This window comes from Rathayibacter rathayi (assembly GCF_004011095.1).
GTDB classification, from domain to species: domain Bacteria; phylum Actinomycetota; class Actinomycetes; order Actinomycetales; family Microbacteriaceae; genus Rathayibacter; species Rathayibacter rathayi.
Genome location: NZ_CP028129.1, coordinates 1,529,914 through 1,554,147 on the forward strand (window position 1 = coordinate 1,529,914; position 24,234 = coordinate 1,554,147).

Consider the following 24,234-nt stretch of genomic DNA (forward strand, 5'->3'; position numbering starts at 1 on the left):
GTTGTTTACCAGCCGAGTCGGTAGAGTTCGAGTTTTGTGATGGTGCGGATGATGGCGGGGAGTTCGCTGAGGCGTCCGCGGTAGCCGGTGGCGATGATTGTCCAGTTCTTGAGGTGGGCGATGCACCTTTCGACCGCGGATCGGGTTCTGGAGATTTCCCGGTTCGATTTCTTGGTGTTGTCGTCGAGGGTGCTGTCGCGGGATCGTGTGCGGGGAGTGGTAGCGGCCGTCCAGGTCTGCGGCGATCTGCACGTTCAGGCCTTGTCGGTGTCGCTTCCCGGAGTAGTTCGACCGGCCCGCTTCCGCGCGGTTCCGGGTCGGAACATCCGTCCCATCGACCAGGACGACACGGCCTTGGACGGCTTCTTCCAGGGAGATCCCGGAGAAGCAGCAGGCTTGTTCGATCAACGGAACGATGCGGCGATAAATCCGAGAGACGGTGGCCTGCGAGACGCCGTGCAGGTCCGCGACCGCGGCTTGGTTAAGGTTCTGCCGCAACAGCAGCAGAGTCACGATGACCTGCTTGCGCAGGTTCAACACGGCCGGGTGTCCCGGTAACGAGGAACGCCCGGACAGGATCTGGAATATCCGAGCCACCAACTCCGTCACCTGCCCAGAACTCAAACCTGTAGTAGAGTCATAGCGCATCGACTTCTCGCTTCAAGAATGGTGTGTTTGGTAGCTTCCATTCTCTCGCGCGAGAAGTCGATGTCTTTACAGCGACACGCGCGAATTAGACCTTATGAATAACGCTCTCACTAGCCGCGACTCACGAGCCTCTCGCGCTCCGGTGTCCGTATTGTCAGCACCAGCAGATCCTCGGCACCTGCACATCCTCGCGGCACCTCAGCCACCGGCCCGGCGGCTTCAGCAGAACGAGCCGGGCGCCCGCCTCCTAGACCGCCGTCGTCACCAGATTCACCAGCCGCGGCGCCCGCACGATCGCCTTCACGACCTCGCGGCCGACGAGAGCCCGCGCGACCGCGGCAGTCGCCCGCGCGCGCTCCTCGAGCTCGTCGGACGAGATCTTCGGCGACACCTCAAGGCGGTCGCGCACCTTGCCGTCGACCTGCAGGATCGCGGTGACCTTCTCCTCGACCAGCAGCGTCGGGTCGGCCTTGCGCCACAGCGCGTGCGCGACAGAACCCTCATACCCGAGTCGGTGCCACATGTCCTCGGCGGTGTACGGCGCGAACAGGTTGAGCGCCATCGCGACGACCTCGGTGGCCTCACGGACCGCGGGATCGCCGGCTCCCGCGCCCGAATCGAGAGCCTTGCGAGTCGCGTTGACCAACTCCATCAGGCGCGCGACCACGACGTTGAACTTGAACGCCTCGATCAGCGATGGCGACTCCGCGAGGAAGCGATGGGTCTGGCGGCGCAAAGCCGCGTCGCCGCCGCGCCACTCCACGTCCGGCTTGGAGGTCACGTCCTTCGCCAGCCGCCAGGCGCGGGCGAGGAACTTGCCGCTGCCGCCCGGCGAGACATCGGCCCAGTCGATGTCGTCCTCCGGCGGGCCGGCGAAGGCCATCGTCAGGCGCACGGCGTCGACGCCGAACTCGTCCAGCTGGTCCGAGAGCCGGACGATGTTGCCCTTCGACTTCGACATCGCGGCACCGTCCATCTGCACCATGCCCTGGTTCAGCAGCGCGGTGAACGGCTCGGTGAACGAGACGTAGCCCAGGTCGAACAGCACCTTGGTGATGAAGCGGGCGTAGAGCAGGTGCAGGATCGCGTGCGTCACGCCTCCGACGTACTGATCGACCGGCGCCCACTTCTCGGCCAGCTTCGGGTCGAACGCCTGCGTGTCGTCCTGGGGCGAGAGGAAGCGGAGGAAGTACCACGACGAGTCGACGAAGGTGTCCATCGTGTCGGGGTCGCGGCGCGCGGGCGAGCCGTCGACCGGGTGCGGCACGCTCACCCAGTCCTCCGCCGCTCCAAGCGGTGACGAGCCCTTGGGCTGCAGGTCGAGGCCCTCGGTGGAGGGCAGGACGACGGGCAGCTGGTCCTCGGGGACCGGCACCAGCTCGCCGTCGGCCCCGTGAATGATCGGGATGGGTGTACCCCAGTAGCGCTGACGCGAGATGAGCCAGTCGCGCAGGCGGTAGTTCTTCGCGGAGCGGCCGCGGCCGCGCTCCTCCAGCAGCCGGATCACGCGCTCGATAGCGGTCCTCTTGGAGAGGCCGTCGAGCGGGCCGGAGTTGATCAGGCGGCCGTCGCCGGTCAGCGCCTCGCCGGTCGCGACCGGGTCGAGCGAGTACTCCTTCTCGAGCGCGGCCAGCTCCTCCGGGTCCTTCGGGATGACCGGGATCGCGCCGGTGACGGAGGCGGTCGTGTCCACCACGACGCGCACCGGCAAGTCGAAGGCACGGGCGAAGTCGAGGTCGCGCTGGTCGTGCGCGGGCACGGCCATGACCGCACCGTGGCCGTAGTCGGAGAGGACGTAGTCGGCCGCCCAGATCGGCAGGCGCTCGCCGTTCACGGGGTTCACCGCGTAGCGGCCGAGGAAGACGCCGGTCTTGGGGCGGTCGGCGGTCAGGCGCTCGATCTCGCTCGACTTCTGCACCGTCTCGAGGTACGCATGGAAGGCGTCGCGGATCTCGGGCTCCGAACTCTCGACCAGCTCGGAGGCGAGGTCGGAGTCGGGGGCGACCACCATGAAGGTCGCGCCGTAGAGCGTGTCGGGGCGGGTGGTGAAGACGGTGACGCGCTCGTCACGGCCCTCGATCTCGAACTCGACGTCGGCGCCGATCGAGCGGCCGATCCAGTTGCGCTGCATGGCGATGACCTTCGACGGCCAGGAACCCTCGAGCTGGTTCAAGTCGTCGAGCAGGCGATCGGCATAGTCCGTGATCTTAAAATACCACTGCGTGAGCTTCTTCTTGACCACCACCGCGCCGGAACGTTCGGAGGTGCCGTCCGCGAGCACCTGCTCGTTCGCGAGGACGGTCTGATCCACCGGGTCCCAGTTGACCCAGCTGTCCTTGCGGTAGGCGAGACCCTTCTCGTACATCTTCAGGAACAGCCACTGGTTCCACTTGTAGTACTCGGGGTCGGAGGTGTGCAGCACGCGGTCCCAGTCGAAGGACGCGGCATAGCGCTTCATCGAGCGCTTCTGCTGCTCGATGTTGTCGTAGGTCCAGGTAACGGGATTCAGCCCGCGCTTGATCGCCGCATTCTCGGCGGGCAGGCCGAAGCTGTCCCAGCCGATCGGATGCAGCACGTTGAAGCCCTGCTGGCGCCAGTAGCGCGCGATGACATCCCCCAGCGCATACGCCTCGGCATGGCCCATGTGCAAGTCGCCCGAGGGGTAGGGGAACATGTCGAGCACGTACTTGCGGGGGCGCTTGTCGTCGGGGTCGTCCGTCGCGAACGGGCGCGTCTCCTCCCAGATCGGGAGCCACTTTTCCTGGAGCGCTCGGAAGTCGTAACGCTCCTCGACGCCGGCGCCGGTCTGTTGCGAGGTGTCTTCTGCCACAGGTATTTCTCACTTCTGAAGGAGGGGGAGAACGCGCACACGTCGGCGGCTGCGTTCGACCATCAACCCTACTGGCCCAGCACAGACGGTCGACGAACGAGGCGCTCGCTCACTCCTCGGAGACGCCCAGCACGGCGAGAAGCGCCCGCGCCTTCAGCCGCGTCTCCTCGACCTCCTCCGCCGGCACCGAGAGCGCGGTGATGCCGCCGCCCGTGCCCAGCCGTGCCCGCTCGGCGTCGAGCACGAGCGTGCGGATGGTCATCGCGAGATCCAGCGAGCCGTCCGAGCCCAGGCGGCCGAAGGCGCCGGCGTAGATCCCGCGCGGCCCGCCCTCCCACTCGCGCAGCAGCTCGACGGCGCGGCGCTTGGGCGCTCCCGTCATCGAGCCGGCCGGGAACAGGGCCGCGATCAGCGCGGCGATCCCGACTCCGGGCGCCCGACGGGCCGAGACCTCGCTGACCAGCTGGTGGACGTGCGGGTAGCTCTCCACCTCGAGCAGCCGGTCGACGACCACCGAGCCGGCAGCCGCGATCCGCGAGAGGTCATTGCGGACGAGGTCCACGATCATCACGTTCTCGGCGCGCTCCTTCACGCTCGCGACGAGCTCGTCCCGCAACGCGCGGTCCTCCTCGGCGTCCCTCCCTCGGGGCCGGGTTCCCTTGATCGGATGCGTCGCGACGCGTCCGTCCGCGGTGCCGGTGAGGAAGCGCTCGGGCGACGCGCTGACGAGGGCGAGTGGGCCGAGCCGGATCAGCCCGCCGTGGTGGCTCGGGCTGGAGCGGCGGAGCCGACGGTAGGCCTCAACCGGGTCGAAGCGGCCCTCGACGACGATCTCGTCGGTGAGGCACACCTGATAGGCGTGGCCGGAGCGGATGGCGGCTTGGCAGCGGGCGATCAGCGCGGTGTACTCGTCGGCGCGGTGGCGGCGGATCGGCTCCCCGGCAGCCTCGGCAGCGGCGGGATCCGCGGGGGCAGCGGCACCGGCGAGCGAGCGGACCCGGTCGGCGAGCTCCTGCGCAGCACCCGTGGCGACCAGCCGCAGGGTCCGCTTCGCGTGGTCGAACTCCAGGACCGGGTCGCCGCGCAGCAGGGCGAGTGCGGGCGGAGCATCGGCACCGGCGGGCAGGGGCGGCAGTGCGACGGAGGCAGCGCCGGCCTCATAGGAGATCCAGCCGTAGCGTCCGAGCGCCCGATCGCCGCCGGGGCCCCGCAAGCCTGCGCACGTCTCATCGTCGACCGTGGCGAGCGCCGCCGCCACCTCGCCGCCGGCGTCGACCACGAGCACGTCCTCCGCGGCGCAGGAGCCGAGGTACGAGCGGCCGGTCACGGCTCCCGGGCCGGAGTCGAGCCAGAAGGATGCTTCGGCGGCGGCGAACAGGGCGACGTACGCGAGTTCCGGGTCGACCCAGGGCAGCTCGACCGAGCGGACGTGCCGATCCTCCGAGACCACTGGGCTAGCGTAGGCCGTCGTGGACGGCGAACGGGTGCAGGAGTGGAACGGGCGCGGGCTCGTCCCCGTGGCGCAACCGCCCGCGACTCCCCTGGCTGCCGCCGACTCCTGGCTAGCTGCCGCCGACTCCTGGCTCGTCGATGAGGGCCGGATGCGCGGGCTCGACCTGCACCGCGAGCGCTTCACCCACTCTGTCGCCTCGGCGGGCGGGCACCCCGACGTGGATCTGTTCTTCGACGCAGCGATCGCCGCCCTGCCCCGCGAGGGCCGTTCATTCCCCCGCGTCGAGCTCTCCGGCGGCGCCCTGCGGCTCCGACTACGGCCGGCGCCGTCACTTGGCCGCTCCGTGGTGCTGTGGACCAGCCCGGTGGATCCGCGGCGCACCCCCTCCTGGAAGGGACCGGACATCGCCCGTCTGGAGCTGCTGCGAGCGCGCGCTCGGGCGGCGGGGGCGGATGAACCCGTGCTGCTGGACGCGGACGGCGCGGTGGTCGACGGGGCGAGCACCGCGATCCTGTGGTGGCTCGGCGACGCCCTGGTCGTCCCTCCGGCGACGAGCACCCGAGTGCGTAGCGTGACGGCCCGCACGGTGTCGGTGCTCGCCGGGGCGCTCGGCGTCGACGTGATCCAGGCCCCCGCCGAGCCCGAGTCGCTGGAGGGCCGGGAAGTCTGGGTGGCGAACGCTGTGCACGGGCTCCGCCTGGCTACCCGGTGGGTGGACGGGCCGGCGCTCGCCGCGGAGCCGGGGCGCCTGGACGTGTGGCGGCGGCGACTCGACGCGCTGCGGCGGCCGCTGCCGAAGGGGTGAGGCTCGGAGCCGCAGGGTGCGATGTGCAGGGGCCGCCTCGCCTACACCGACCGATGTGCAGGGGATCCAGACGAGAGAGCGCTCTCCGCCGCAAGAATGGGCGGGGCGGGCACGGATCCCCTGCGAATCAGACGGGCGGGTGGGTGTGCGTCCTGCAGATCGGACACCGCGGGACGAGGTGGCGCCGCCGAGGCTATGTCCCCCAACTAGAGCCCTCCTTTCGGCGGCATTCGGGCGCGACGGCGTGCGAGCATCGAGCACCCCCACCCCTCCGACGCTGTTCTGCACCGTTGGGAGGCGGAGGGCGGGCGCCTGGCGCGCACGGCCGTCCTGGCCCGCGCGGGGCATCTGCAGAACGACGGCTGAGCCGGTCGGAGCGCCGCAGCGACAGGTCAGCCCGCGTTGTGAAGGTCGTCCTCGCCAGCCGTCCCATCTGCCACCCGAATCCGCCGGTCGAACACCAGCCCGGGTGCGACCCGGTGCGCAATCAGCACCACCGTCCGCCCCTCGGCCGCCCGCAGCAGGTCATCGAGCAGGGCGTCGGCGACGGGAGCATCCACTGACGCGGTCGGCTCGTCCAGGAGCAGCACCCCGAAGTCGGCCAGGAGGGCGCGGGCCAGCGCGATCCGCTGCGCCTGCCCGCCCGAGACGAGCGACCCGCGCTCGCCCACGCGGGCGTCGAGCCCGCCACGCGCGGCCAGCCATGAACCGAGCCCGACCCGCTCCAGCACCGCCTCGAGCACGGCGTCGTCGGCTTCGGGCCGCGCGAAGAGCAGGTTCTGCCGGATCGTGTCGTCGAAAAGGTACGGCTGCTGCTCCACCAACCCGACCACACGCCGCACCTCGGCCTGCGGCAGGGTGCGCGCCTCGACTCCGCCCAGCACATAGCTGCCGGAGTGGTCGAGCAAGCGCACCAGGGCGTGCGCGAGCGTGGTCTTGCCGGAGCCGCTGCCTCCGGTCACGAGGACACGGTCACCCGCCGACAGCTCCAACGAGACACCGCGCAGGGCGGGCTCGGCCGCGCCGGGCCAGCTCACCGCCAGATCGCGCAGCACGATATCGCTGCCCTGCGGCGTGGCGACGAGCGGATCCACGTCGGCGTCGGTTGCGAGCGTCGGCGATGCCGCTTCCGCGTCCAGATCAGCCACGCGCTGGGCGCTGGAGAGCGCCGCGCGGGCGGACTGGACGGCGAGCGGAGCCGCAGCGGCGACCTCGAAGACCGCGAGCGGCACGAGCGCGACGACACCGAGCGCGGGTCCGCCGAGATTGCCGAGAGCGGGGATCCCGAGCGCGAGGCCGGCCCAGACCGCTCCGCCGGAGCAGAGCGCGAGCACGGCCGCAGCCAACCCTGCGGAGCTCGCCCGCCGGAGCGCAGCCCGCGCGAGCGCCTCCTCCGCCCGCCCGACCGCCGCCAGCGCCTCGTCGGCCGCGTCGAACGCGATCAGCACGTCCAGCCGAGTGACGAGCAGGTTCAGGCGCTCGGCGAGTTCTCCCCGCAGCGGCGCCAGCTCGCGGTCGGCCTGGGCCGAGAGCCGGCCGGCGCCAGCCGCACCCACCACGAAGGCGACCAGGAGGAGCACCAGCAGGACAGCGCCCATCGCCGGCAGCAGCAGCCAGACCCCGACCACCGAGGCCGACGCGATCACCGCCGAGACGAGCAACGGCTGCACGACCCGCAGTGGCACGTCCTGCAGCGCATCGACGTCCGCGACCACTCGCGAGACGAGGTCGCCGCGCCGCACCCGCCCCAGCCCAGCCGGTGCGACCGGGATCAGGCGCTCGTACACGCCCGCCCGCAGCTCCCCGAGCGCACGGAACGCTGCGTCGTGGCCGGCCAGCCGCTCCAAGTACCGGAAGAAGGCCCGCGCGAGAGCGAATGCCCGCACCCCGACCACGGCCATCGAGAGGAACAGGATGGGCGGCTGCTCGGCCGCGCGCACGATCAGCCAGGAGGAGCAGACCAGCAACGCCACAGCGGAGGCGGAGGAGAGCAGACCGAAGCCGAGCCCTGGCAGGAAGCGCCTCGGCCCGGGCATCGCGGCGCGGAGGACGTCGGCGCGGTTCATCGCGCGACCACCTCCGCCGGCTCGAGGGCGATCACGGAGTCGGCCACGGCGATGGTCGCGGGCCGGTGGCTGGCGACGACGACGATCGTGCCCCGTGCTGCGAGGGACAGCAGCCCCGCGAGCAGGGCCCGCTCCGACTGCTCGTCAAGGGCGGCGGTCGGCTCGTCGAGGGCCAGCACGGCGCACTCGCGCTCGAGCAGCCGGTGCACCGCGCGGGCGACGGCGACCCGGGCGCTCTGCCCGCCCGAGAGGCCGGTGCCCTCGGCATCCAGGCGGCGCTCCGGAGCGACGTCGGCGGCGGCGATCGAGAGCGCACGCCGCACGCGCTCGGGGTCCGGGGCGAGCGTGCCGAGTTCGACGGCGGACGCGACGGTGCCCGGCACAAGATCGGCTCGCTGGCCCGCCCACGCGAGTGTCGAGCGCAGATCGGCGACCGGGATCCCACCGAGCAGCAGCGCGCCCGAGAAGGGCACGAACCCCGCGAGTGCGGCGAGCAGCGTCGACTTCCCCGATCCGCTCGGCCCGGTCACGACGGTGATCGAGCCGGCCGGCAGCACCGCGTCGACGGGAGCGAGCACCCGCCCGTGCCCGTCGTCGACCGCGAGCCCGCGCAGCTCCAGGGCTCTCGGTACCCCCAGCGCTCCCGGTACCTCCGGGGCGCCCTCGCGCGCGCGCAGCGCCGCCGCGCTCTCGATCACCGCGAACGCCCGGTCCGCCGCCTGCACCCCGTCCGCCGCCGCATGGAATTCGGCACCGACCTGGCGCACCGGCAGGAACACCTCCGGCGCGAGCACCAGCACGAACAGCCCCACCGCGAGCCCCAGCGAGCCGTCGACGAGCCGCAGTCCGATCGAGACGGCGACCAGCGCGACCGAGAGCGAGCCCGCCAGCTCCAGCACGAAGCCGCTGATGAAGCTCACCCGCAGCACAGACATCGTGTGACGCCGGTAGTCCTCAGTCAGCGCGCGGATCCGCGCCGCCTGCCGCTCTGCCCGCCCGAAGATCTTCAGGGTCGCCAGCCCGCCGACCGTGTCGACGAAACCGGAAGCCAGCGCCTGTAGCCGCTCCCACTGCCGTGCCTGCACGGCCTGGGTCGCCCAGCCGATCAGCACCATGAATACCGGGATCAGCGGCAGCGTCACCACCAGGAACACCGCACTCAGCGGGTCGGCGAGGAACACGACGAGGGTCAGCAGCGGAGTTGCCACCCCGGTGGCGATCAACTGCGGGAGGTAGCGGGCGAAGTAGCCGTCGAGGGCGTCCAGCCCGCCGCCGAGCAGCGCGACGGTGCCGCCGGATCCGCCCTCACGCCGGCCTGCAGGGCCGAGTTCGACCACCGCGGCGAGAACCGCCTGCCGCAGCTGCGCCTTGGCGCCCGCTCCGCCGCGCACCGCGTTCACCTCGCTCACCCAGGCGAGCGCCGCCCGGGCCACGACGACCGCGAGCAGCGCGGCCAGCAGTGGCGCAAGCTCCGACACCCGGCGACCATCGACCGCGCCGGCCACCAGCTGCGCAACGAGCCACGCGAACGCGACGATCGCGAGGGTGCGGGCCAACGCGAGCGCCCCGCCGAACAGCAGGAACACGCGGGCCGCGCGGGCGTAACGCAGCAGGCGGGGATCGAGCGGCTTCACGTCAGTGCTGCTTCAGGTCAGTGCGCGTCGGCCGGGATGTGCGCCCGGCTGATCCGCTTGCGAAAGATCCAGTAGGTCCAGGCCTGATAGCCGACGATAAGCGGTACGAACACCAGGGCGGTCCAACTCATGACCGTCAGCGTAGAGGGCGTGCTGGACGCGTTCCCGATCGTCAGCCCGAAAGAGGGGTCGTTCGAGGCGGGCATCACCGCGGGGAACAGCGTCGCGAAGAGGGCGAGCACCGTGAGCGCGATCGTGACGGCGAGCAGGGCGAAGGCGCGTCCCTCCCGGCCGCGGGCGATGGCGAGCCAGCCGCCGACGAGGGTCGCGGCCGCACCCGCCGAGAGCGCCCAGGAGGCCGTGCCGCCCTGTCCGAGGGTGGTCCAGACGAGGAAGACGGCGGCCACGACCACGGTGAGCAGCCCCGCGCGTGTCGCCAGCCGGCGGGCCCGCTGCCGGATCTCCCCCTCCGTCTTCAGCGCGACGAAGACGACTCCGTGGGTGAAGAACAGCAGGAGGGTGCTCGCCCCGCCCAGCAGCGCGTAGGGGTTCAGGAGGTCAACGACCGTGCCGATGTAGTTGTGGTCAGCGTCCATCGGCACGCCCTGCACGATGTTCGCAAAGGCGACGCCCCAGAGAAAGGCGGGCACCGCCGAACCGACGACGATCATCGCGTCGAAGCGCCGCTTCCACTGCGCCTCGGGGCGCTGGTGCCGATACTCGAACGAGACGCCGCGGGCGATCAGCGCCAGCAGGATGAGCAGCAGCGGCAGGTAGAACCCGCTGAAGAGCGTGGCGTACCACTCCGGGAACGCCGCGAACATCGCGGCGCCGGCGACGATCACCCAGGTCTCGTTGAGATCCCAGACCGGGCCGATCGTATTGATCAGCACCCGGCGATCGGTGTCGTCGCGACCGAGGAACGGAAGCGACATGCCGACGCCGAAGTCGAAGCCGTCGAGGACGAAGTACCCGATGAAGAAGAACGCGACGATCCAGAACCAGAGCACGGCGAGATCCATGAGGGGTGCCTCCTAGTAGACGGTGCCGACGAGCTGCGGGCGACCGCTCTCCTCGTCGACCTCGGGAGCGTCATCAGGGCCGGCCTGCGCGGCCCGCTTGATCAGGCGGAACTCGACCACGGCGAGCGTGCCGTAGATCGCGGTGAAGGCGAGCAGCGAGATCAGGACCTCAAGCCCGCTCACTCGGGGGGAGACACCGTCGGCGGTCTTCAGCAGCCCGAATACGAGCCACGGCTGGCGACCCATCTCGGTGAAGAGCCAACCCACGATCATCGCCATCAGCGGCAGCGGGGCGGCCCAGATCGCAACCTTCCACATCCACTGCTTCGGCTGACGGCCCTTCCGGGTGAACCAGAGGCCGGCCGCCGCAACCCCGATCGCGAGGACGCCGAGTGCCATCATCCAGCGGAAGGACCAGTAGGTGATCCAGATGATCGGCGTGTAGTCGCCGGGTCCGTAGACCTCGCTGTACTGCGCCTGGAGATCGTTGATGCCCTCGACGGTGCCGGTGAAGGTGTGCGTCGAGAGAAAGGAGAGCAGGTACGGGATACGGATCGAGAACAGCTCGCTCGATCCGTCCGGGGTGCCCCAGGTAAAGATCGAGAACGAGGCATCGACACCCGTGGACGTGCGGTAGAGCGCCTCCGCCGCCGCCATCTTCATCGGCTGAGTGTCGACCATCGCGAGACCGAGTGAGTCGCCCGTGACTAGGGTCAGCCCGCCGCTGATCAGCATCATCCAGGCGCCGAACCGCAGTGCGGGCCGCATGGTCTCGAGGTGCTGGTTGCGCGAGAGGTGGTAGGCAGCGACGCTGATGATCACGGCCGCCGATACCATCAAGCAGGCGAAGATCGTGTGCGGGAAGGCGGCGAGCGCGACCTTATTCGTTAGGACCGCCCAGATATCGGTGAGTTCTGCGCGTCCCTTGGACTCGTTGATGCGGAACCCGACCGGATTCTGCATGAACGCGTTCGCCGCGATGATGAAGTAGGCCGAGAGAATTGTGCCGAGGGTGGTCAACCAGATGGTCGCCAGGTGCAACTTCTCGGGCAGCTTGTCCCAACCGAAGATCCACAGGCCGATAAAGGTGGCCTCGAGGAAGAAGGCGAGCAGGCCCTCGAAGGCGAGCGGCGCACCGAAGACGTCGCCGACAAAGCGGGAGTAGTCGCTCCAGTTCATCCCGAACTGGAACTCCTGGACGATGCCGGTCACCACACCCATCGCGAAGTTGATCAGGAAGAGCTTCCCGAAGAACGTCGTCAGCTGGAGGTAATGCACCCTCCCCGTGCGCACCCAGCAGGTCTGAAAGATCGCGACGGTGAGCGCCATGCCGATCGTGAGCGGCACGAACAAGAAGTGGTAAATCGTCGTCAGACCGAACTGCCATCTCGAGAGCAGGAGCGGATCCAGGAGTTCGTTCACAGCTCAGAGAGTAGGTCGGCGGGAGGGGGCCGACGGCCTCCGATCTCAGTAGCGGGGCGGATGTGCGACTCCGCTGCAACACCCCTTCCGGGGTGGTTGCGCCCAGCAGTCCGAGCGTAATGGTCGGCCACTCGCTCGACGTCGAGACAATCCCTCTCGATGTCGAGGAAGGCCTCCGCGCGTTCACAGCCGAGCAGCCCTCGCGGGCGTCGAAGGCCCGGCAGCCGACCTCTCGACGCCGAGCGATTCACGCGACCCCTGGCCTGTGAGCGTTCGTCTCACCTTTCCCCACCCCATTCCCAGGCGCACATCCGCGATAGCCGCTCTGGGATTTCGTTCACCCGGTCCCCAGCGGGCGACGTCCTCAGCCGGCGTCGACGCGGGAGCGGGCGCCCGAGAACCAGGCCGGCGCCCGGAAGCCGTACCTCAGCACGGGGAGGTCGCGGGTGAGGCGCCAGTAGCCCAGCGCCGCCGCGACGCCGATTCCGCAGACCAGCAGCGGCACGACCGGGCCAATCGCCTCCAGCCAGCGCTGGCCGTCGAACAGCAGCAGTGCACTGGTGGCGAGCGAGACGAAGAGGACGTGCACCACGTACACCGGCAGAGTGTTACGGCCGATGAACGTAATCCAGCCCGCTCCCCGGCGGTAGGAGAGGAAGCGCGCCACGATGAGTCCGGCCAGCACCGCCAGCACGCTGACCAGGACGAGCCCGATCGTCAGCAGCGGGAAGCGGCCTCGGACAGCAAGGATCACACCGGCCAGCGCGAGGAAGAGCACGCCGAAGCCCAGCCCGCTGAGCAGCCCACGGCGCTCCACGAACGCGATCACCGCGGTGCGCAGATACAGCCCGAGCAGGAAGAACATCAGGTAGCGGGCCATACCGTCCCAGGCGATGTTGCCGGTGCCCTCGGAGGTGCTCGAGCGGACCGCGTACCAGAGCACGGCGATCGCGGTGGCAAGGCCGATCTGGACACGCCAGTCGATCCGCCCCTGGGCCAGCTTCGCCAGCACGAAGAAGATCGTCAGCGCGTAGAGGAACCAGAGGCCGTTGTGCGGCATCACCGGTTGCAGGAGCAGCGCGAGCGGGTCGGACTCGTCGGTGCCGCCCGGGTTGGGGACCACCAAGAAGAAGAGGAACCGCAGCACCGACCACAGCAGGAACGCCCAGACCAGCAGGCTCAGCCGCGAGCGCCAGAGCTCGGGCCAGGAGCGAATGAGCACCGAACCCGCGAACAGACCGGAGGCGAGGAAGAACAGCGGCATCCGGAACGTGATCAGCAGCAGGTTGATGTCGTTCCAGCACTCCGGGGCGATCCCGGCCGTCGTGGTCCACTGCACCGAGTGGGCGAGAGCCACCAGGATGATCGCGATGCCCTTCGCGGTGTCCACCCAGCTGATGCGTGCGCGTGCCATGAGTCCTCGTCGTGGTCATCCGTCAGGAGTCGGCCGGCGGCGACGATGGCGGGGGGCGATGAGCAAGTGTTGCACAGCTGTGCGTCACCTGTGATGTTTCGCACCTCGAAGAACCGTCGATCCGGTGACGCTGGAGCGACCACTGGATGGACGAACCGCCGGTCCTGGTACGACTCGGCCCCGGCCGCCCCACGGATGTCCGATGATCGAGGCATGACTCCAGCGACGTGCCCCGGTTCCCCCCGCCGCATCCGCCTGCGCCTGCTGGTCGCACTCCTGGTGCTGGCGCTGGTCCTCGGCGGCGTCGCCGCAGCCCTCGCGCTCGCCTCTCGGAGCGGAGGGACGGCCGCTCCCGCCGTGACCTCCTCGGCGTCCGCCCCAACCTCCTCGGTCGACATAGCCGAGCGGGTCGCCGGGCTGGAGAAGCGTTTCGCGGGCGGCTTCCCGCAGCACAGTATCGTCCTCACCGGCAGCTCCACACTGGGCCGCTGGACGAGCTCCAAGGAGGATCTGCGTCCGCTCAAGACGTACAACATTGGGATCGGCGGCACCACGGTCGCCGACCACGTCGCCTGGGTCGACCGGATGATCGCTCCCTTCGATCCGCGCGCCGTGATCGTCTACGTCGGCGCCAACGACATCAACGGCGACGCGGATTCACGCAGCGGCGCGCAGACCGCCGAGGCGGTCGTCGAATACCTCCAGCGCGTCGAGGAGGTCGCCCCGGACGCGGAGCTCTACTACGTCGAGATCGCCGAGGCTCCGGCCCGCGCGTCCGTCAGCGCGGAGGTCCGCGCCGCAAACGCCGCCATCAGCGCCTACGCCGAGACCGACGACCGCGTCACCTTCGTGCCGACGGCGCAGGCCCTGCTCACCTCCGACGGCGGAATCGACCCCTCGCTCTTCCTCGACGACGGCCTACACTTCAACGACGCCGGCTACGCCCGCTTCTCGGAGTCGGTCCGCGCGGTGGTCCTGCCCGCCCTGGAGTGAGACCGGCGGCGGACGCGGATACCCCCTCCCACCCCGACGGACGGGACGGGGGCGGGCCGGTCGTTCAGCTGCAGACCGCGCCGTCCATTGGCGTGCGGTAGCGGATGTTTGCAGTAGCGGATATTCGCGTACTGCCTGCTGCTGGATCGGGTCGCCGGCCGTGGGCCCGTCCAGCCGGAACACCCCGGCGCGAGCGACTCGTTCGCCCACTCTCCGCCGATCGAGTCGTCCCGCCACGAGGTCAGGATCACCCGGCTCGCGCTCGTACCGAGGAAGTGCAGATTCCCGCCGAGCTCGGCGTCCTGCTCCAACTTCACGATCGACCCGGTCGCGAATCGGATCTGCCCCGAATTCGTGATGCTCTGGTGGCTGCCGCTGAGCACATAGCGCTCCCCCGCGACAATCGTCCAGGTGCCGGTAGTGATCGAAGCCTTCACGCGGATCGACGAGTACAGCGATCCGGACGACACCGTGCGAGCGAGGCCGGTCGAGCCGGCGAATGTCGCGTGCGTGACGACATTTGGGATGCTGCCCGACAGCGGCGACGGGACCGTGTTATCGGTCATCGTCAGCGTGAAGAGCGGGCGGCCCCGTCGCCGTCGCCGACGATAGCCCAGCCGTTGGTGACGGTGTTCCCGACGATGCGGACGAGCGCAGGAGTGGTGGAGTTTGCATAATACGGGCTAACGGCGATTCCGCCGCTGATCTTCGAGTTGTCGACGGCGACATGAGACGAGGAATTGGTGTAGGTCACGGCCAGGCCGCTCGAGCTGTAACGGATATCGGTATTCGAAGCCGACGTGAGGTACGTGCCGTTGAGGATCGCTCAGAGCACGGCATTGAGTCTTATGCAGAAGACAGGCTAAGTGCCACAAATTCCTAGGTCAGAAAAACATCCTTTGAGGGCGTAAGGATATCGTGCATAAGCCTCCGTTTCGTGTTGTCCACGATCACGTTCTTTGGGACATTAAGTCCTTTCTCGGCTGCGCCAACGGCGTTTCACTTCGCGCCTTCGTGACGATGGTGACTCTCGGGGCTCCTTAATTCTTTACAGGCGGCATGCTAGAGTGCCGAGCAGTATCAAGAAAGGGATCTTTCATGGCTCAAATCAGTGTTACGCCGGAAGAACTGAAGCAGCAGGCTCAGGTCTACACCCGCTCGAAGGAAGAGATCGAGCAGGCTATTCAGAAGGTGAACCAGATGAACTCGACCATTGCTGAGCAGTGGAAGGGTCAGGCGTTCCAGGCGTATCTCGAGCAGTACAACCAGCTGTCGGAGAGCGTGAAGAAGTTCGAGGAGCTGCTGGTGAACATCAACGAGCAGTTGAACAAGTATGCGGACACTATTGCTGAGCGTGACGCGCAGGATGCGCAGAGCTTCGGCTTTTAGTAGCTTCCCGCGCACAAAAGACTCGGCACGGCGCTCACTCCTCGTGAGAGGGTCGTGTGTAGGTGCGCTTGCTGCCGTGCTGACGGTAAGCGCACCTGCTGCCGCATTCGCCATCGATGACGACGGTGAGGGGCGGCTGGACCTCGACACTCATGTTCTCGTCAACGAATCGGTGGGCACCGCTTCCTCTGGAGACTTCAAAATTCGAGGCGACTTGTTCTCCGCGGATGTTTCCGCGAGAGCGCAGGAGGAGCAAGAGGCGGCGGCTGGCCGGCTGACGGCCGCCACCACCCTCGACTTCGCGCGCGTGGAGACCAGCGTGAACTATCAACAGGTTCGGGCGGCACTGTTCGGTGACTACTCGTCGCGGGACGCGCTCAAGGCCACGCCGGAAGACAGCGAAGCGTCTCCCGTGTCGTACGGCGCAGCAGCTGCGGTGGCTGTGCCGGTGGTGCTCGTAGCGGGCGTGTTGCTAGGGAGGCTCTGGGCGAGAAGAAAGCGGGCACCGTTGTGATCGAAGTCACCCTGGAACACGCAGGCAAGCTCATCGACCTGCTGGTACCCAGCGAAGTCACGGTCAATCGGCTGACGCAGCTGATCCGGGAGGGCTGTGCGGCGAGGGGACTGGCGCTGCCCAAAGGATTCTCGATCCTTTCCGCGCAGGCTGTCGCAGTAGCGCTGAACTGATCGAGACGTCAGAGGGGGTAAGAGACGATGGGTTCAGATACGCGAGGCGTAGCTGATGGGTTCCATGAGGAGACCCGGTCGGTGTCTACTCTCACGTCCCGTGTGGCGGAAACGAAGGACGGATGGGATCGGGGTGGTGACTTGAATGTTTCGGGGGTCACGGTTGTGTCCGAGATCTTCGCGGGCCTGTCCGCCCTGGTCGCGTCGTATGGTGCGGCGGCGGGAAAGGACACGGTCGAGTTCGACCTGCTCGGGGTGGGTATCGAGGTGCAGGATGCGCAGGATGCGCAGGTGTGTGAGGTGTCGCAGTGAGCAGCGTGGTGGAGTTTTCTGCGGATTCGTGGCAGGCGTCGTCTCCGGGGTTGCAGAAGAGTCTCGCGGAGCGGGGGGAGGCGCTTGATGCGCTCTTGCAGGGGCTCGTGAATCTGGCCGAATCGGGGACTATTAGTGGTCAGGGTGCGGATGCGATGCGTGCGTATATTCGGGAAGTGCATGTCCCGATCGTGCAGTCGCTGCTGGTGTGCCTGTCCACGTTCCAGACCGCGATTGGCGTGTATTGGAGCGGGTATTCTCAGGTGGACGCGGACGGGAATTTCCGGCTCGTGAACGATGAGTATGACGCGCACGTCACCCAGCTTGATACTGGTATCGGGCGGTTGCGGGGGTTCGCGGCCGATCTGCGGTCGATTGCTGCTAGCGCGTCGCATCTGGTGTCGCTGGACGGCGCTGGCGCTGGCGCGGCCGATAATGCCGCGGAGGGTTTCGAGCGGATGCGGTCGATCGCGAAAACGCAGCAGGAGGCGTGGGCGGCGTATGAGGCCACCGATCCGGGCTTCGCGCAGGTGAAGAACCTGGTGGCGGAGGTGAACCGGGTGGTGGCGAACCTGGGGAGTCTCACGGCCGGGCAGGGACGCTCCTACCTGCCGGGGAGCTTCACTCTGACGTTGCGGACGTTGGGGGAGCTGACCGGGGGGATGCTGGAGTATTGCCGGACGAACCAGCAGGTCGCCTCCGACGGGTGGCAGGCCCTGTTCTCCGGATACGTCGATGACGTCGAGGCGGACGCCGAACGCCAGCGCAAGGAAGACGCCGTGTCGGGCCTGCTCTGGGATGGGTTGCAGACCGTCGCGGGCGCGGTCCTTGTCGCAGTGGGTGTGGTGGGGACGCCGTTCAGCGCGGGCGTGAGTCTCGCGTTGGCCGGGCTGGGCGGGTCGCTGATCGCCGGGGGCGTGAACAGTGCGATTGATCACGCCACCATCGCGTCCACGGGCGAGGGCTTGAACCTGGTCGGGATGGCCAGCCAGGGCATCGGCCAGTGGTATGACGTCACCCTCGCGCAACCCGCGATCGCGTCCGGCGATCACGACTTGCAGTTTCTCGTCGGTGCCGGGTCTGGGTTGGGAGACCAGGTCAGCGGAGCGCTGCAGCTGAACATGCACGACACGGTGACCGGTGTGTTCACCCTCGCGACCAACGGCGAAGCGTTCTCCCAGTTCTGGAACCAGCTGACCACTACCGCCGGGAAAGCCGCCTCAGGAGACGCGTTCGTCCTCGGCCAGATCGCCGGGAACCTTCTCCCACTCGGCGCTGCGGCGAAGGTCACCACACTCGACAACCTGCTCACCAAAACCGACGACCTCGGGCGTCTGGTCACGAAGGCCGACGACCTCGACTTCGGGAAACACGTCACGATCGCCGCCGCGAGTGATGCCACCAGCGCGATGGACTGGCTGAAGAACCACCTCGGCGCGGGACGAGTGACAGTCAGCGACGAGTTCACGCCGACGATACGACCATTAGACCCGATTGACGGGTCGACCGTGAAGTCGCGTGGTGGAGGCGAGCGAGAGTCCGGTACTCCTGGCGAGAAGACAGAGGTTCTGGATCCCTTTGATCCGGACCGTCAGGGTGCGCTGCTTCCCAACGTGAGATATCGTGCGAGTGCACCCGGCACGAACCACCATTACGTGTACGAAACGAACGCTGAAGGTCTGATCGAGCGGGTCATCGTCGAGAACCTCCATCTGAAGCCCACCGGCCGCCCTCGCTTCAAGCATGACCCGAACACGCCGGGTAAGCTCCCCACGGATGATGCGGGTCACCTGATCGCGGATGTCTTCGACGGCAGCCCAGAACTTAACAACCTCGTCAGCCAAGCAAAAGCTCTCAACCGCGGTGCGGGCTCAGAATGGACGGCAATGGAACGCGACTGGCGAGATGCTCTCAGTGACGTACCACCACGCGCCGTCACGGATATCGAGATCGAGATTCTTTACGACGGCGGCAAACGACCAATAGCTTTGGATGTTAAATATGAAATCGGCGGCAAACCTGGCGGCAACTACTTCCCAAACCCCGTACCAAATATCGATTAGGGAACTGTAATGAACAACGCGACTAGTTTTGAACGATTGTCGGAGATCCAGAACGAGATTCTGAGCTTCAGCATGGAGCAGGTCGGTGACAAAGTCGACAAATTCTATGTGCAAGGTAAGATCACGGACGACAGTCGTGGAAATATTACAGGCGTCGAGGGTAATCTCAGGACTGTCATTGTCGGCGGTCGCGTCCTCGACGTCTCTGCCGTCTTGGATAAGACCGGGTTCTATGAGAATGTCGCTTTCGTCAGGCCGCGAATTATGGAGCTGCACGACATCCTCCGTACCGTGCAAGGTAAATCCCCAGTGCGATTTCGCTGGGCGGTTGACACCAAAGCGGGCACTGTTGAGAGTGATTGGACATACTACGACGATTTGACCGCTGAGGAGAAAAAGGACAACTTCTGGAGGTTCTCGAAGGGTGACAACGCTTGGACGGCGCAGCTTGAGGCTGAGCTAGCCGGCGAGTAAGGCCACCGAGTGCACCCGGCACGAACCACCAGTACGTGCACGAAACGAACGCTGACGCTCTGATCGAGCGGGTCACCGTCGAGAACCTCCATGTGAAGCCCCCCCCTGACAATGCGCGGAACACGCCAGGTAAGCTCCCCGCGGCCGATGCGGGTCGCCTGATCGCGGATGTCTTCGATGGCAGCCCAGAACTCGACAACCTCGTCAGCCAAGCAACAGTTCTCAACCGCGGCGCGGGCTCGAAATGGACGAAAATGGAACGCGCTTGGCGAAAAGCACTGACGAAAGAACCACTCAGCGCCGTCACCGACATTGAAATCAAGGTTTTGTACGACAGAAGCAAACTATCCACGGGCTTCGACGTTCAATACAATATCGACGGCGAACCGGCGACCCGCGATTTCTCAAATCCTATACCCGAGACCGACTGAAGAGGAAAATGCTGCCCAACGAGACCCGTTTTGGACGACTGTCGGAGATCCAGGACGAGATCATGGGCTTCACTATGGAGCAAGTTGGCGACAAGGAGGCTTATGCAAAATTGGTTTTTTGCCGAGTGAAAAAGATGAGTCCGTGGACGGCGTTGAAGGCATCTCGGAAGGTGCGCAGTGGCCGCCGGTAGTCGGTGTGGAATATCCGCCAGGTCTTGATGCTAGCAATTGTTCTCTCGATCACGTAGCGGTGGGCTTTCACGAAGCGATTGTGGTGTTTGGCGTAATTTGGCAGATGTTCTTCGCTTGGCCTCTTCTTTATTGGTATGACCATTCCGGTGCCTTGGTAGCCTTTGTCGGCCAGCGTGTTCGAGAGGTTAACGGTGTCGGCCAACCCGGTTTCTCGAAACGCGTGGGCATCGTGATGCTTGCCCGCGATCGGATCCGAAATGTGGATCAACCGACCGGAGAGATCGGCGAGGACCTGGCAGTTGTGCCCCGTGGTCATGTGTTTCCCGGAGTACAGCTCTGGCGCGTCCGACCAGGACCAGCACGGCAGGAGCGTGCCGTCGATGACGGCCGTTGTCCCGCGGAGCGCGGCCTCGACGTCCGGTTGTTCGTCGTCTATCACGACATTGAGCATCGCCTCAACCGACGCGATCGTTCGCGACACGGTCGACTGACTGACACCGACCACATCAGCGATCAACTGCTCGGTCACATTCTGGCGATAATAGAGAAGAGTGACCCGCAACGCTCCCGCGAGGGAAAGTCTGCGCGGACGTCCTCGCCGCCGACGCCACATGAACTCGTTCTCGATCCGTTCGGCGAGGATCGCGTAGTGCTCGGCCGTCATTCCCGTAGTAGACTGTGTGCGCACCGGCTGGTTCCTTTGCGAAGAGTTTCTGTTAGAGGCTGCTCTTCAATCAAAGCGGATCAGCCGGTGTTATTCGTGACCGACACGCGCAAATCCATCTCGATCAATCGTATTTTGCATAAGCCTCATTCTTAGATGAATATCACAAGACGAAGTACTATCAAGTTGAAGATCCGGGCAGAAACCGGTCGCATATCGATGCGATAGAAAATGAGGAGAGGAGGACACTATGGCATTTTCGATTTATACTGCTGGAAATGGGACGTATGAGGAGTTTTGTGCCGGGTACGACCCCGCTACCATGCCGTTCAATCCGAGGCCTGGCGTAGATGGGTTCCTCGGTAAAGCTGTAGCGAACGAGGATCCTCGGGCGCGGTTGGCGATCGCGAATCGTCTGCTCGATGATGGCGCGGATCCCAGTCTGGTGAGCGCTGATGGTGATCGTATCAATGTGTTGCATGCGTTGTGGGGTCGCGCGCGGGATCGTGACCCCGAAGCGGAAGCGGCGCTGATCGCACGGTTGTTGGACGGCGGTGCGGACATCAACCTGCGCTCACCCAGGTTCGGCCTTCCACTGACAATGCTTGTCACGGATATTTCGGCCAGCCGCGAATATATGCGGGCCGCGTTTGCTGCGGTCACGGCGCACTCTCGACCCGACTTGACAGCGCATGTCGATCGGCGTCGTCAGGCCAACGTGGGGCAGTATCTTGCGGAGAACATGTTTGGTTTCATGCATGATGAGGTTTATGCGTATGCTGCGGCGTCCGGGCAAGATATCGACGTGATCTCATGAGACGGGAGCAGGGTATGGAGATTATTCCTCAGGCGGGGGCATGTCTGATGACGGTGAACGCGTGGGAGGGTCGCGCTCCAGTGCGGTGGATGCTGCGGGAGCCCTCGAAGGCACCGGTCGACAATGGCTGGCGCATCATGAGCGCGGCGGACAGCAGCGAGTACCTCGCCGACTCGAACAACTGGCGCATCACCGACTTCAATGATGCCTGCGAAATCGAGCCCGCTCTGATCGGCATCTATGACCTACCGGTAGGAAGCGATCTGCAGATCGTCATCGACGAGCACGGCACACGCATCGTCGACACGCCGACCGGCCGAGAACTGACACCCGAGAGAATGTACGTCCCACCAAGCCGGCGCCGCTAACCTTCTCTTGCTACATCACGACCTGGCGGATACAGACGGCCCCTGCGCACCTTCCAAGACGCTCTCAATGCCGTCCGAGGACTCATATTTTTCATTCAGAATGAAACCGAATCTGCATAATCCTCCTTGATGCACTAGCCGGAGATCAAGCGAAGAGGAGATCGGACATTGGGCGATCCGCAGAGAAGTCTTATCGGCTCTTTGATTCCGCCGTCAATCGAATTCGGCAGCCTTTCCGTCGTCTTCTGAGCGATTCTGCTCAGGTCTCGACATCGCAGGCGAATCGGTGTGCCCGCCGAGAGTACACTCTTTTTGCGGGCCCCAGCGTTGACACTGATGGGGGCCACGGTCTCTCGCTAGCGGGAGCCTATCCTGGCCCCGCGCCAACACCAAACAGGGGCCTCTGCACCGTCGCAGTCCTCCGCCCTCCGCCCCGTCGGCAGCGCCGACCGTCTCGGAGTCACCGATGCCCCGCTCGAGAAACCGCCTGCGCACTTTGCACTACTCTCCGCTCTGGCGGTCACGGCCGCCGCGCTCATCGCGGGCCCGCGGCTCCGGCCTCCGCCGCCCCGGTCGTGCCCGCCGGCTTCACCGACTCGTTGGTGGCCGCCTTCCCCTCGCCGGCCGCCCTCGCCTTCACCACCGACGGGCGGACCCTGGTCACCTCGCAGACCGGCGCGATCAGGGTGTTGCGCGCAGGCGCCCTCGTTGCCACTCCGGCGCTCGAGAATCTGCTCGAACGACGAGCGCGGCGTGCTCGGCCTCGCGGTCGGCCCCGCGCCCGGCTCTCGGACGGTCGTTGTCTACTACACCGCGAAGGGCTCCGACGCCTTCTGCACCACCAACGCGAGCGGCACCACGAACCCCACGGGGGCACCCCGCAATCGCGTCTCCTCGTTCCAGCTCGGGACCGACGACAGCGTCGGCGACGGGGGCTGCGACTACCGTGGCGGAGTGGGCTCGCCGGGCGACAGCGGCTGCGGCGGCCGCAATGACGCGGCCCGCGACCCGAACATCCTCAACGGCAAGATCCTCCGGATCACCCTCACCGGCAGGATCCCGGCCGCGAACCCCTACCAGGGAACCGGCAGCGCCTCCTGCCGACTCGCTCCTGCCGCCGGCCCGGAGGACCTCGCGGCAGCCGCGAACAGCGACCTGCTGATCACCGTCACCGCGACCGACTCGGGCGGAGTCTCTGCGACGGCCTCGCGCACGTTCTCGCCGCAGAAGGTGTCGGTCACCCCACCGAGCCCGCCGGGCGCACGGTCGTGGTCAACGGAACCGAGGTCCGCGGAGGGATGAGCATCGTCTCGTGGGCGGGCGCGGCACTCCAGCTCGAGGTCCCCGACCAGACCGACGCCTCGGGTACCGCCTACCGGTTCTCCTCCTGGTCGGACGGCGGCACGGCCTCGCACAGCGTCAGCACTCCCTTGAGCGGCACGACGCTGACGGCTACCCTCGTCGCTCTCCCCGCAGCGCCGACGGCCGTGACGGGTTCGGCGGGCTCAGGAGGCACCGCCACGCTCTCGTGGTCGCCCCGGCGGGCACGGGCGGTCCGGCGATCACCGGCTACCGGGTGTCTCGCGACGGCTCCGACTCCAGCGGCGCAGGAGCGTGAAACACGGTCGTCGCCGCGACCAAGCGCTCACAGTCGTTCACAAAGCTCGTCTCGGGGCGCAGCTACACCCTCTCCGTTCAGGTTGTGACGACGCGCGGAACCGGCCCCGCCGCCTCCGTGCTCGTCACCGAGCACTGACGAAGCGGCACTCACGCGGTACCCACACGGCACCCACGAGCCTCCCGGCCGCAGTCCTGCCGCCGCCCAGCCGTCCGCCCCTACGATCGAGCCATGTCGAGCACCCGCACCCGCCCCTCCCGCGTTGGGGGGCCGCGGTGAACGACACCCTCACCGACATCCTCGACGTCGTGGTCAGCGTCCCCCCGATCTGGCGCACCCTGCTCGCCGGGCTCGCGATCTTCTTTGAGACGACGATCCTGGCGGGCCTGATCGTTCCCGGCGACACGATCGTGATCGTCAGCGCCACCGGCGTCACCTCTCCGCTCCAGTTCGTCGCGCTCGCCGTCACCGTCGTCGTCGGTGCCCTCTGCGGCGAGTCCGTCGGCTTCTACCTCGGTCGCTGGTTCGGCCCGCGGATCCGCTCCTCCCGACTCGGACGCCGGCTCGGCGAGAAGAACTGGCTGCGGGCCGAGCGCTACCTCGCCCGGCGCGGCGGGATCGCGGTGTTCCTGTCGCGCTTCTTGCCGGTGCTGCACTCGCTGATCCCGTTGACCGTCGGGATGAGTGGCATGCGCTATCGCACCTTCATGGTGTGGACGGTCCCGGCGTGCGTGCTCTGGTCCTCGATTTACGTCGGAGTCGGCGCGGCTGCGGCGGGCAGCTACCGCGAGCTCTCCGAGAACCTGCACGGCGCGGGCTACGTCTTCGTGGGCGTCATCGTCGTCTTCGCGCTGCTCGTGCTCCTGGGCAAGAAGCTCCTCAACCGAGCGGAGGCGCGTCACCTCGATGAGTGACGCGCCTCCGGGCGTGGA

The 24,234-nt window shown here is 67.0% G+C and carries 24 protein-coding genes and 2 pseudogenes; 13 read left to right on the forward strand and 13 right to left on the reverse strand.

Annotation, left to right across the window (positions count from 1 at the left end):
* Positions 1-5: 5 nt before the first annotated feature.
* The 4 genes and pseudogenes from C1O28_RS16075 to C1O28_RS07500 form a co-directional block, all read right to left on the reverse strand.
* A pseudogene (locus C1O28_RS16075) lies at positions 6-158 on the reverse strand (transposase family protein); the annotation flags it as partial.
* A gap of 121 nt (positions 159-279) precedes the next feature.
* Positions 280-648: pseudogene (locus tag C1O28_RS16080) on the reverse strand (transposase family protein); the annotation flags it as partial.
* A gap of 247 nt (positions 649-895) precedes the next feature.
* Complete coding sequence (gene leuS / locus C1O28_RS07495; RefSeq protein ID WP_097167972.1) at positions 896-3,478, reverse strand: leucine--tRNA ligase; 2,583 nt, start codon at positions 3,476-3,478, stop codon at positions 896-898.
* A 109-nt stretch (positions 3,479-3,587) separates the two neighbouring features.
* Positions 3,588-4,928 (reverse strand): anthranilate synthase component I family protein, encoded by a 1,341-nt coding sequence (locus C1O28_RS07500; protein WP_097167971.1) that lies wholly within the window; start codon positions 4,926-4,928, stop codon positions 3,588-3,590.
* A gap of 19 nt (positions 4,929-4,947) precedes the next feature.
* Between C1O28_RS07500 and C1O28_RS07505 the strand changes: the two genes are divergently transcribed.
* The gene (locus C1O28_RS07505; RefSeq protein ID WP_097167970.1) at positions 4,948-5,736 is read left to right on the forward strand and encodes an aminotransferase class IV; all 789 of its coding nucleotides are present in this window, start codon (positions 4,948-4,950) and stop codon (positions 5,734-5,736) included.
* A 392-nt stretch (positions 5,737-6,128) separates the two neighbouring features.
* On the opposite strand, the gene cydC is transcribed toward C1O28_RS07505, so the two are convergent.
* From cydC to C1O28_RS07530, 5 genes are all read right to left on the reverse strand, one after another.
* A complete protein-coding gene (gene cydC, locus C1O28_RS07510) occupies positions 6,129-7,802 on the reverse strand; it encodes a thiol reductant ABC exporter subunit CydC (RefSeq protein ID WP_097167969.1) in 1,674 nt (557 codons plus the stop codon).
* Entirely contained in the window at positions 7,799-9,436 is a 1,638-nt protein-coding gene (cydD, locus tag C1O28_RS07515) for a thiol reductant ABC exporter subunit CydD (RefSeq protein WP_097167968.1), read from the reverse strand. Before cydD ends, cydC begins: the two co-directional genes overlap by 4 nt.
* A gap of 17 nt (positions 9,437-9,453) precedes the next feature.
* Positions 9,454-10,458, reverse strand: a complete 1,005-nt coding sequence (gene cydB, locus C1O28_RS07520) for a cytochrome d ubiquinol oxidase subunit II (protein ID WP_097167967.1) — start codon at positions 10,456-10,458, stop codon at positions 9,454-9,456.
* A 12-nt stretch (positions 10,459-10,470) separates the two neighbouring features.
* Positions 10,471-11,880: a cytochrome ubiquinol oxidase subunit I gene (locus C1O28_RS07525; RefSeq protein ID WP_097167966.1), complete on the reverse strand. Its 1,410-nt coding sequence runs from the start codon at positions 11,878-11,880 to the stop codon at positions 10,471-10,473.
* A 364-nt stretch (positions 11,881-12,244) separates the two neighbouring features.
* Positions 12,245-13,294: an acyltransferase family protein gene (locus C1O28_RS07530; protein ID WP_097167965.1), complete on the reverse strand. Its 1,050-nt coding sequence runs from the start codon at positions 13,292-13,294 to the stop codon at positions 12,245-12,247.
* A gap of 213 nt (positions 13,295-13,507) precedes the next feature.
* Here C1O28_RS07530 and C1O28_RS07535 point away from each other — a divergent pair, with 213 nt between their 5' ends.
* The gene (locus tag C1O28_RS07535) at positions 13,508-14,287 is read left to right on the forward strand and encodes a DUF459 domain-containing protein (RefSeq protein WP_102063270.1); all 780 of its coding nucleotides are present in this window, start codon (positions 13,508-13,510) and stop codon (positions 14,285-14,287) included.
* Here the strand turns inward: C1O28_RS07535 and C1O28_RS07540 are convergent.
* On the reverse strand, positions 14,233-14,853 hold the full coding sequence (locus tag C1O28_RS07540; protein ID WP_097167963.1) for a hypothetical protein: 621 nt from the start codon (positions 14,851-14,853) through the stop codon (positions 14,233-14,235). The genes C1O28_RS07535 and C1O28_RS07540 overlap by 55 nt on opposite strands.
* Positions 14,854-14,855: 2 nt before the next feature.
* The gene (locus tag C1O28_RS07545; protein ID WP_097167962.1) at positions 14,856-15,041 is read right to left on the reverse strand and encodes a hypothetical protein; all 186 of its coding nucleotides are present in this window, start codon (positions 15,039-15,041) and stop codon (positions 14,856-14,858) included.
* Positions 15,042-15,385: 344 nt separating this feature from the next.
* Here C1O28_RS07545 and C1O28_RS07550 point away from each other — a divergent pair, with 344 nt between their 5' ends.
* The 7 genes from C1O28_RS07550 to C1O28_RS07570 all read left to right on the forward strand — a co-directional run bounded on the left by C1O28_RS07550 (position 15,386) and on the right by C1O28_RS07570 (position 19,643).
* Positions 15,386-15,676 carry a WXG100 family type VII secretion target gene (locus tag C1O28_RS07550; RefSeq protein ID WP_097168067.1) on the forward strand — a complete coding sequence of 97 codons (291 nt, stop codon included), beginning with the start codon at positions 15,386-15,388 and terminating at the stop codon, positions 15,674-15,676.
* A 76-nt stretch (positions 15,677-15,752) separates the two neighbouring features.
* Positions 15,753-16,190 (forward strand): hypothetical protein, encoded by a 438-nt coding sequence (locus C1O28_RS07555; RefSeq protein ID WP_097168068.1) that lies wholly within the window; start codon positions 15,753-15,755, stop codon positions 16,188-16,190.
* A complete protein-coding gene (locus tag C1O28_RS15090; protein WP_164861108.1) occupies positions 16,187-16,363 on the forward strand; it encodes a hypothetical protein in 177 nt (58 codons plus the stop codon). The genes C1O28_RS07555 and C1O28_RS15090 overlap by 4 nt, the downstream gene beginning before the upstream one ends.
* A gap of 102 nt (positions 16,364-16,465) precedes the next feature.
* The gene (locus tag C1O28_RS15095; RefSeq protein ID WP_104268346.1) at positions 16,466-16,675 is read left to right on the forward strand and encodes a hypothetical protein; all 210 of its coding nucleotides are present in this window, start codon (positions 16,466-16,468) and stop codon (positions 16,673-16,675) included.
* Complete coding sequence (locus C1O28_RS07560; protein ID WP_104308834.1) at positions 16,672-18,738, forward strand: DNA/RNA non-specific endonuclease; 2,067 nt, start codon at positions 16,672-16,674, stop codon at positions 18,736-18,738. Before C1O28_RS15095 ends, C1O28_RS07560 begins: the two co-directional genes overlap by 4 nt.
* Positions 18,739-18,747: 9 nt before the next feature.
* Positions 18,748-19,212: a hypothetical protein gene (locus C1O28_RS07565; protein WP_097168062.1), complete on the forward strand. Its 465-nt coding sequence runs from the start codon at positions 18,748-18,750 to the stop codon at positions 19,210-19,212.
* Between the two features lie 35 nt (positions 19,213-19,247).
* Complete coding sequence (locus C1O28_RS07570; RefSeq protein ID WP_097168063.1) at positions 19,248-19,643, forward strand: DNA/RNA non-specific endonuclease; 396 nt, start codon at positions 19,248-19,250, stop codon at positions 19,641-19,643.
* 100 nt (positions 19,644-19,743) lie between these two features.
* Here C1O28_RS07570 and C1O28_RS07575 read toward each other — a convergent pair whose 3' ends face one another.
* Positions 19,744-20,523: a transposase family protein gene (locus C1O28_RS07575; protein WP_145260603.1), complete on the reverse strand. Its 780-nt coding sequence runs from the start codon at positions 20,521-20,523 to the stop codon at positions 19,744-19,746.
* A gap of 226 nt (positions 20,524-20,749) precedes the next feature.
* Here C1O28_RS07575 and C1O28_RS07580 point away from each other — a divergent pair, with 226 nt between their 5' ends.
* Together C1O28_RS07580 and C1O28_RS07585 are read left to right on the forward strand one after the other, a co-directional pair.
* Positions 20,750-21,316 carry a hypothetical protein gene (locus tag C1O28_RS07580; RefSeq protein ID WP_127821473.1) on the forward strand — a complete coding sequence of 189 codons (567 nt, stop codon included), beginning with the start codon at positions 20,750-20,752 and terminating at the stop codon, positions 21,314-21,316.
* 14 nt (positions 21,317-21,330) lie between these two features.
* Positions 21,331-21,684, forward strand: coding sequence for an immunity protein Imm33 domain-containing protein (locus tag C1O28_RS07585; RefSeq protein WP_097167939.1), 354 nt, complete (start codon positions 21,331-21,333; stop codon positions 21,682-21,684).
* 535 nt (positions 21,685-22,219) lie between these two features.
* Here C1O28_RS07585 and C1O28_RS07590 read toward each other — a convergent pair.
* Positions 22,220-22,399, reverse strand: a complete 180-nt coding sequence (locus C1O28_RS07590) for a hypothetical protein (RefSeq protein ID WP_127821474.1) — start codon at positions 22,397-22,399, stop codon at positions 22,220-22,222.
* 38 nt (positions 22,400-22,437) lie between these two features.
* On the opposite strand from C1O28_RS07590, the gene C1O28_RS07595 reads away from it, so the two are divergent.
* Positions 22,438-22,986 (forward strand): PQQ-dependent sugar dehydrogenase family protein, encoded by a 549-nt coding sequence (locus C1O28_RS07595; RefSeq protein ID WP_097167940.1) that lies wholly within the window; start codon positions 22,438-22,440, stop codon positions 22,984-22,986.
* 591 nt (positions 22,987-23,577) lie between these two features.
* Positions 23,578-24,216 carry a DedA family protein gene (locus tag C1O28_RS07600; protein WP_097167941.1) on the forward strand — a complete coding sequence of 213 codons (639 nt, stop codon included), beginning with the start codon at positions 23,578-23,580 and terminating at the stop codon, positions 24,214-24,216.
* Positions 24,217-24,234: the final 18 nt, after the last annotated feature.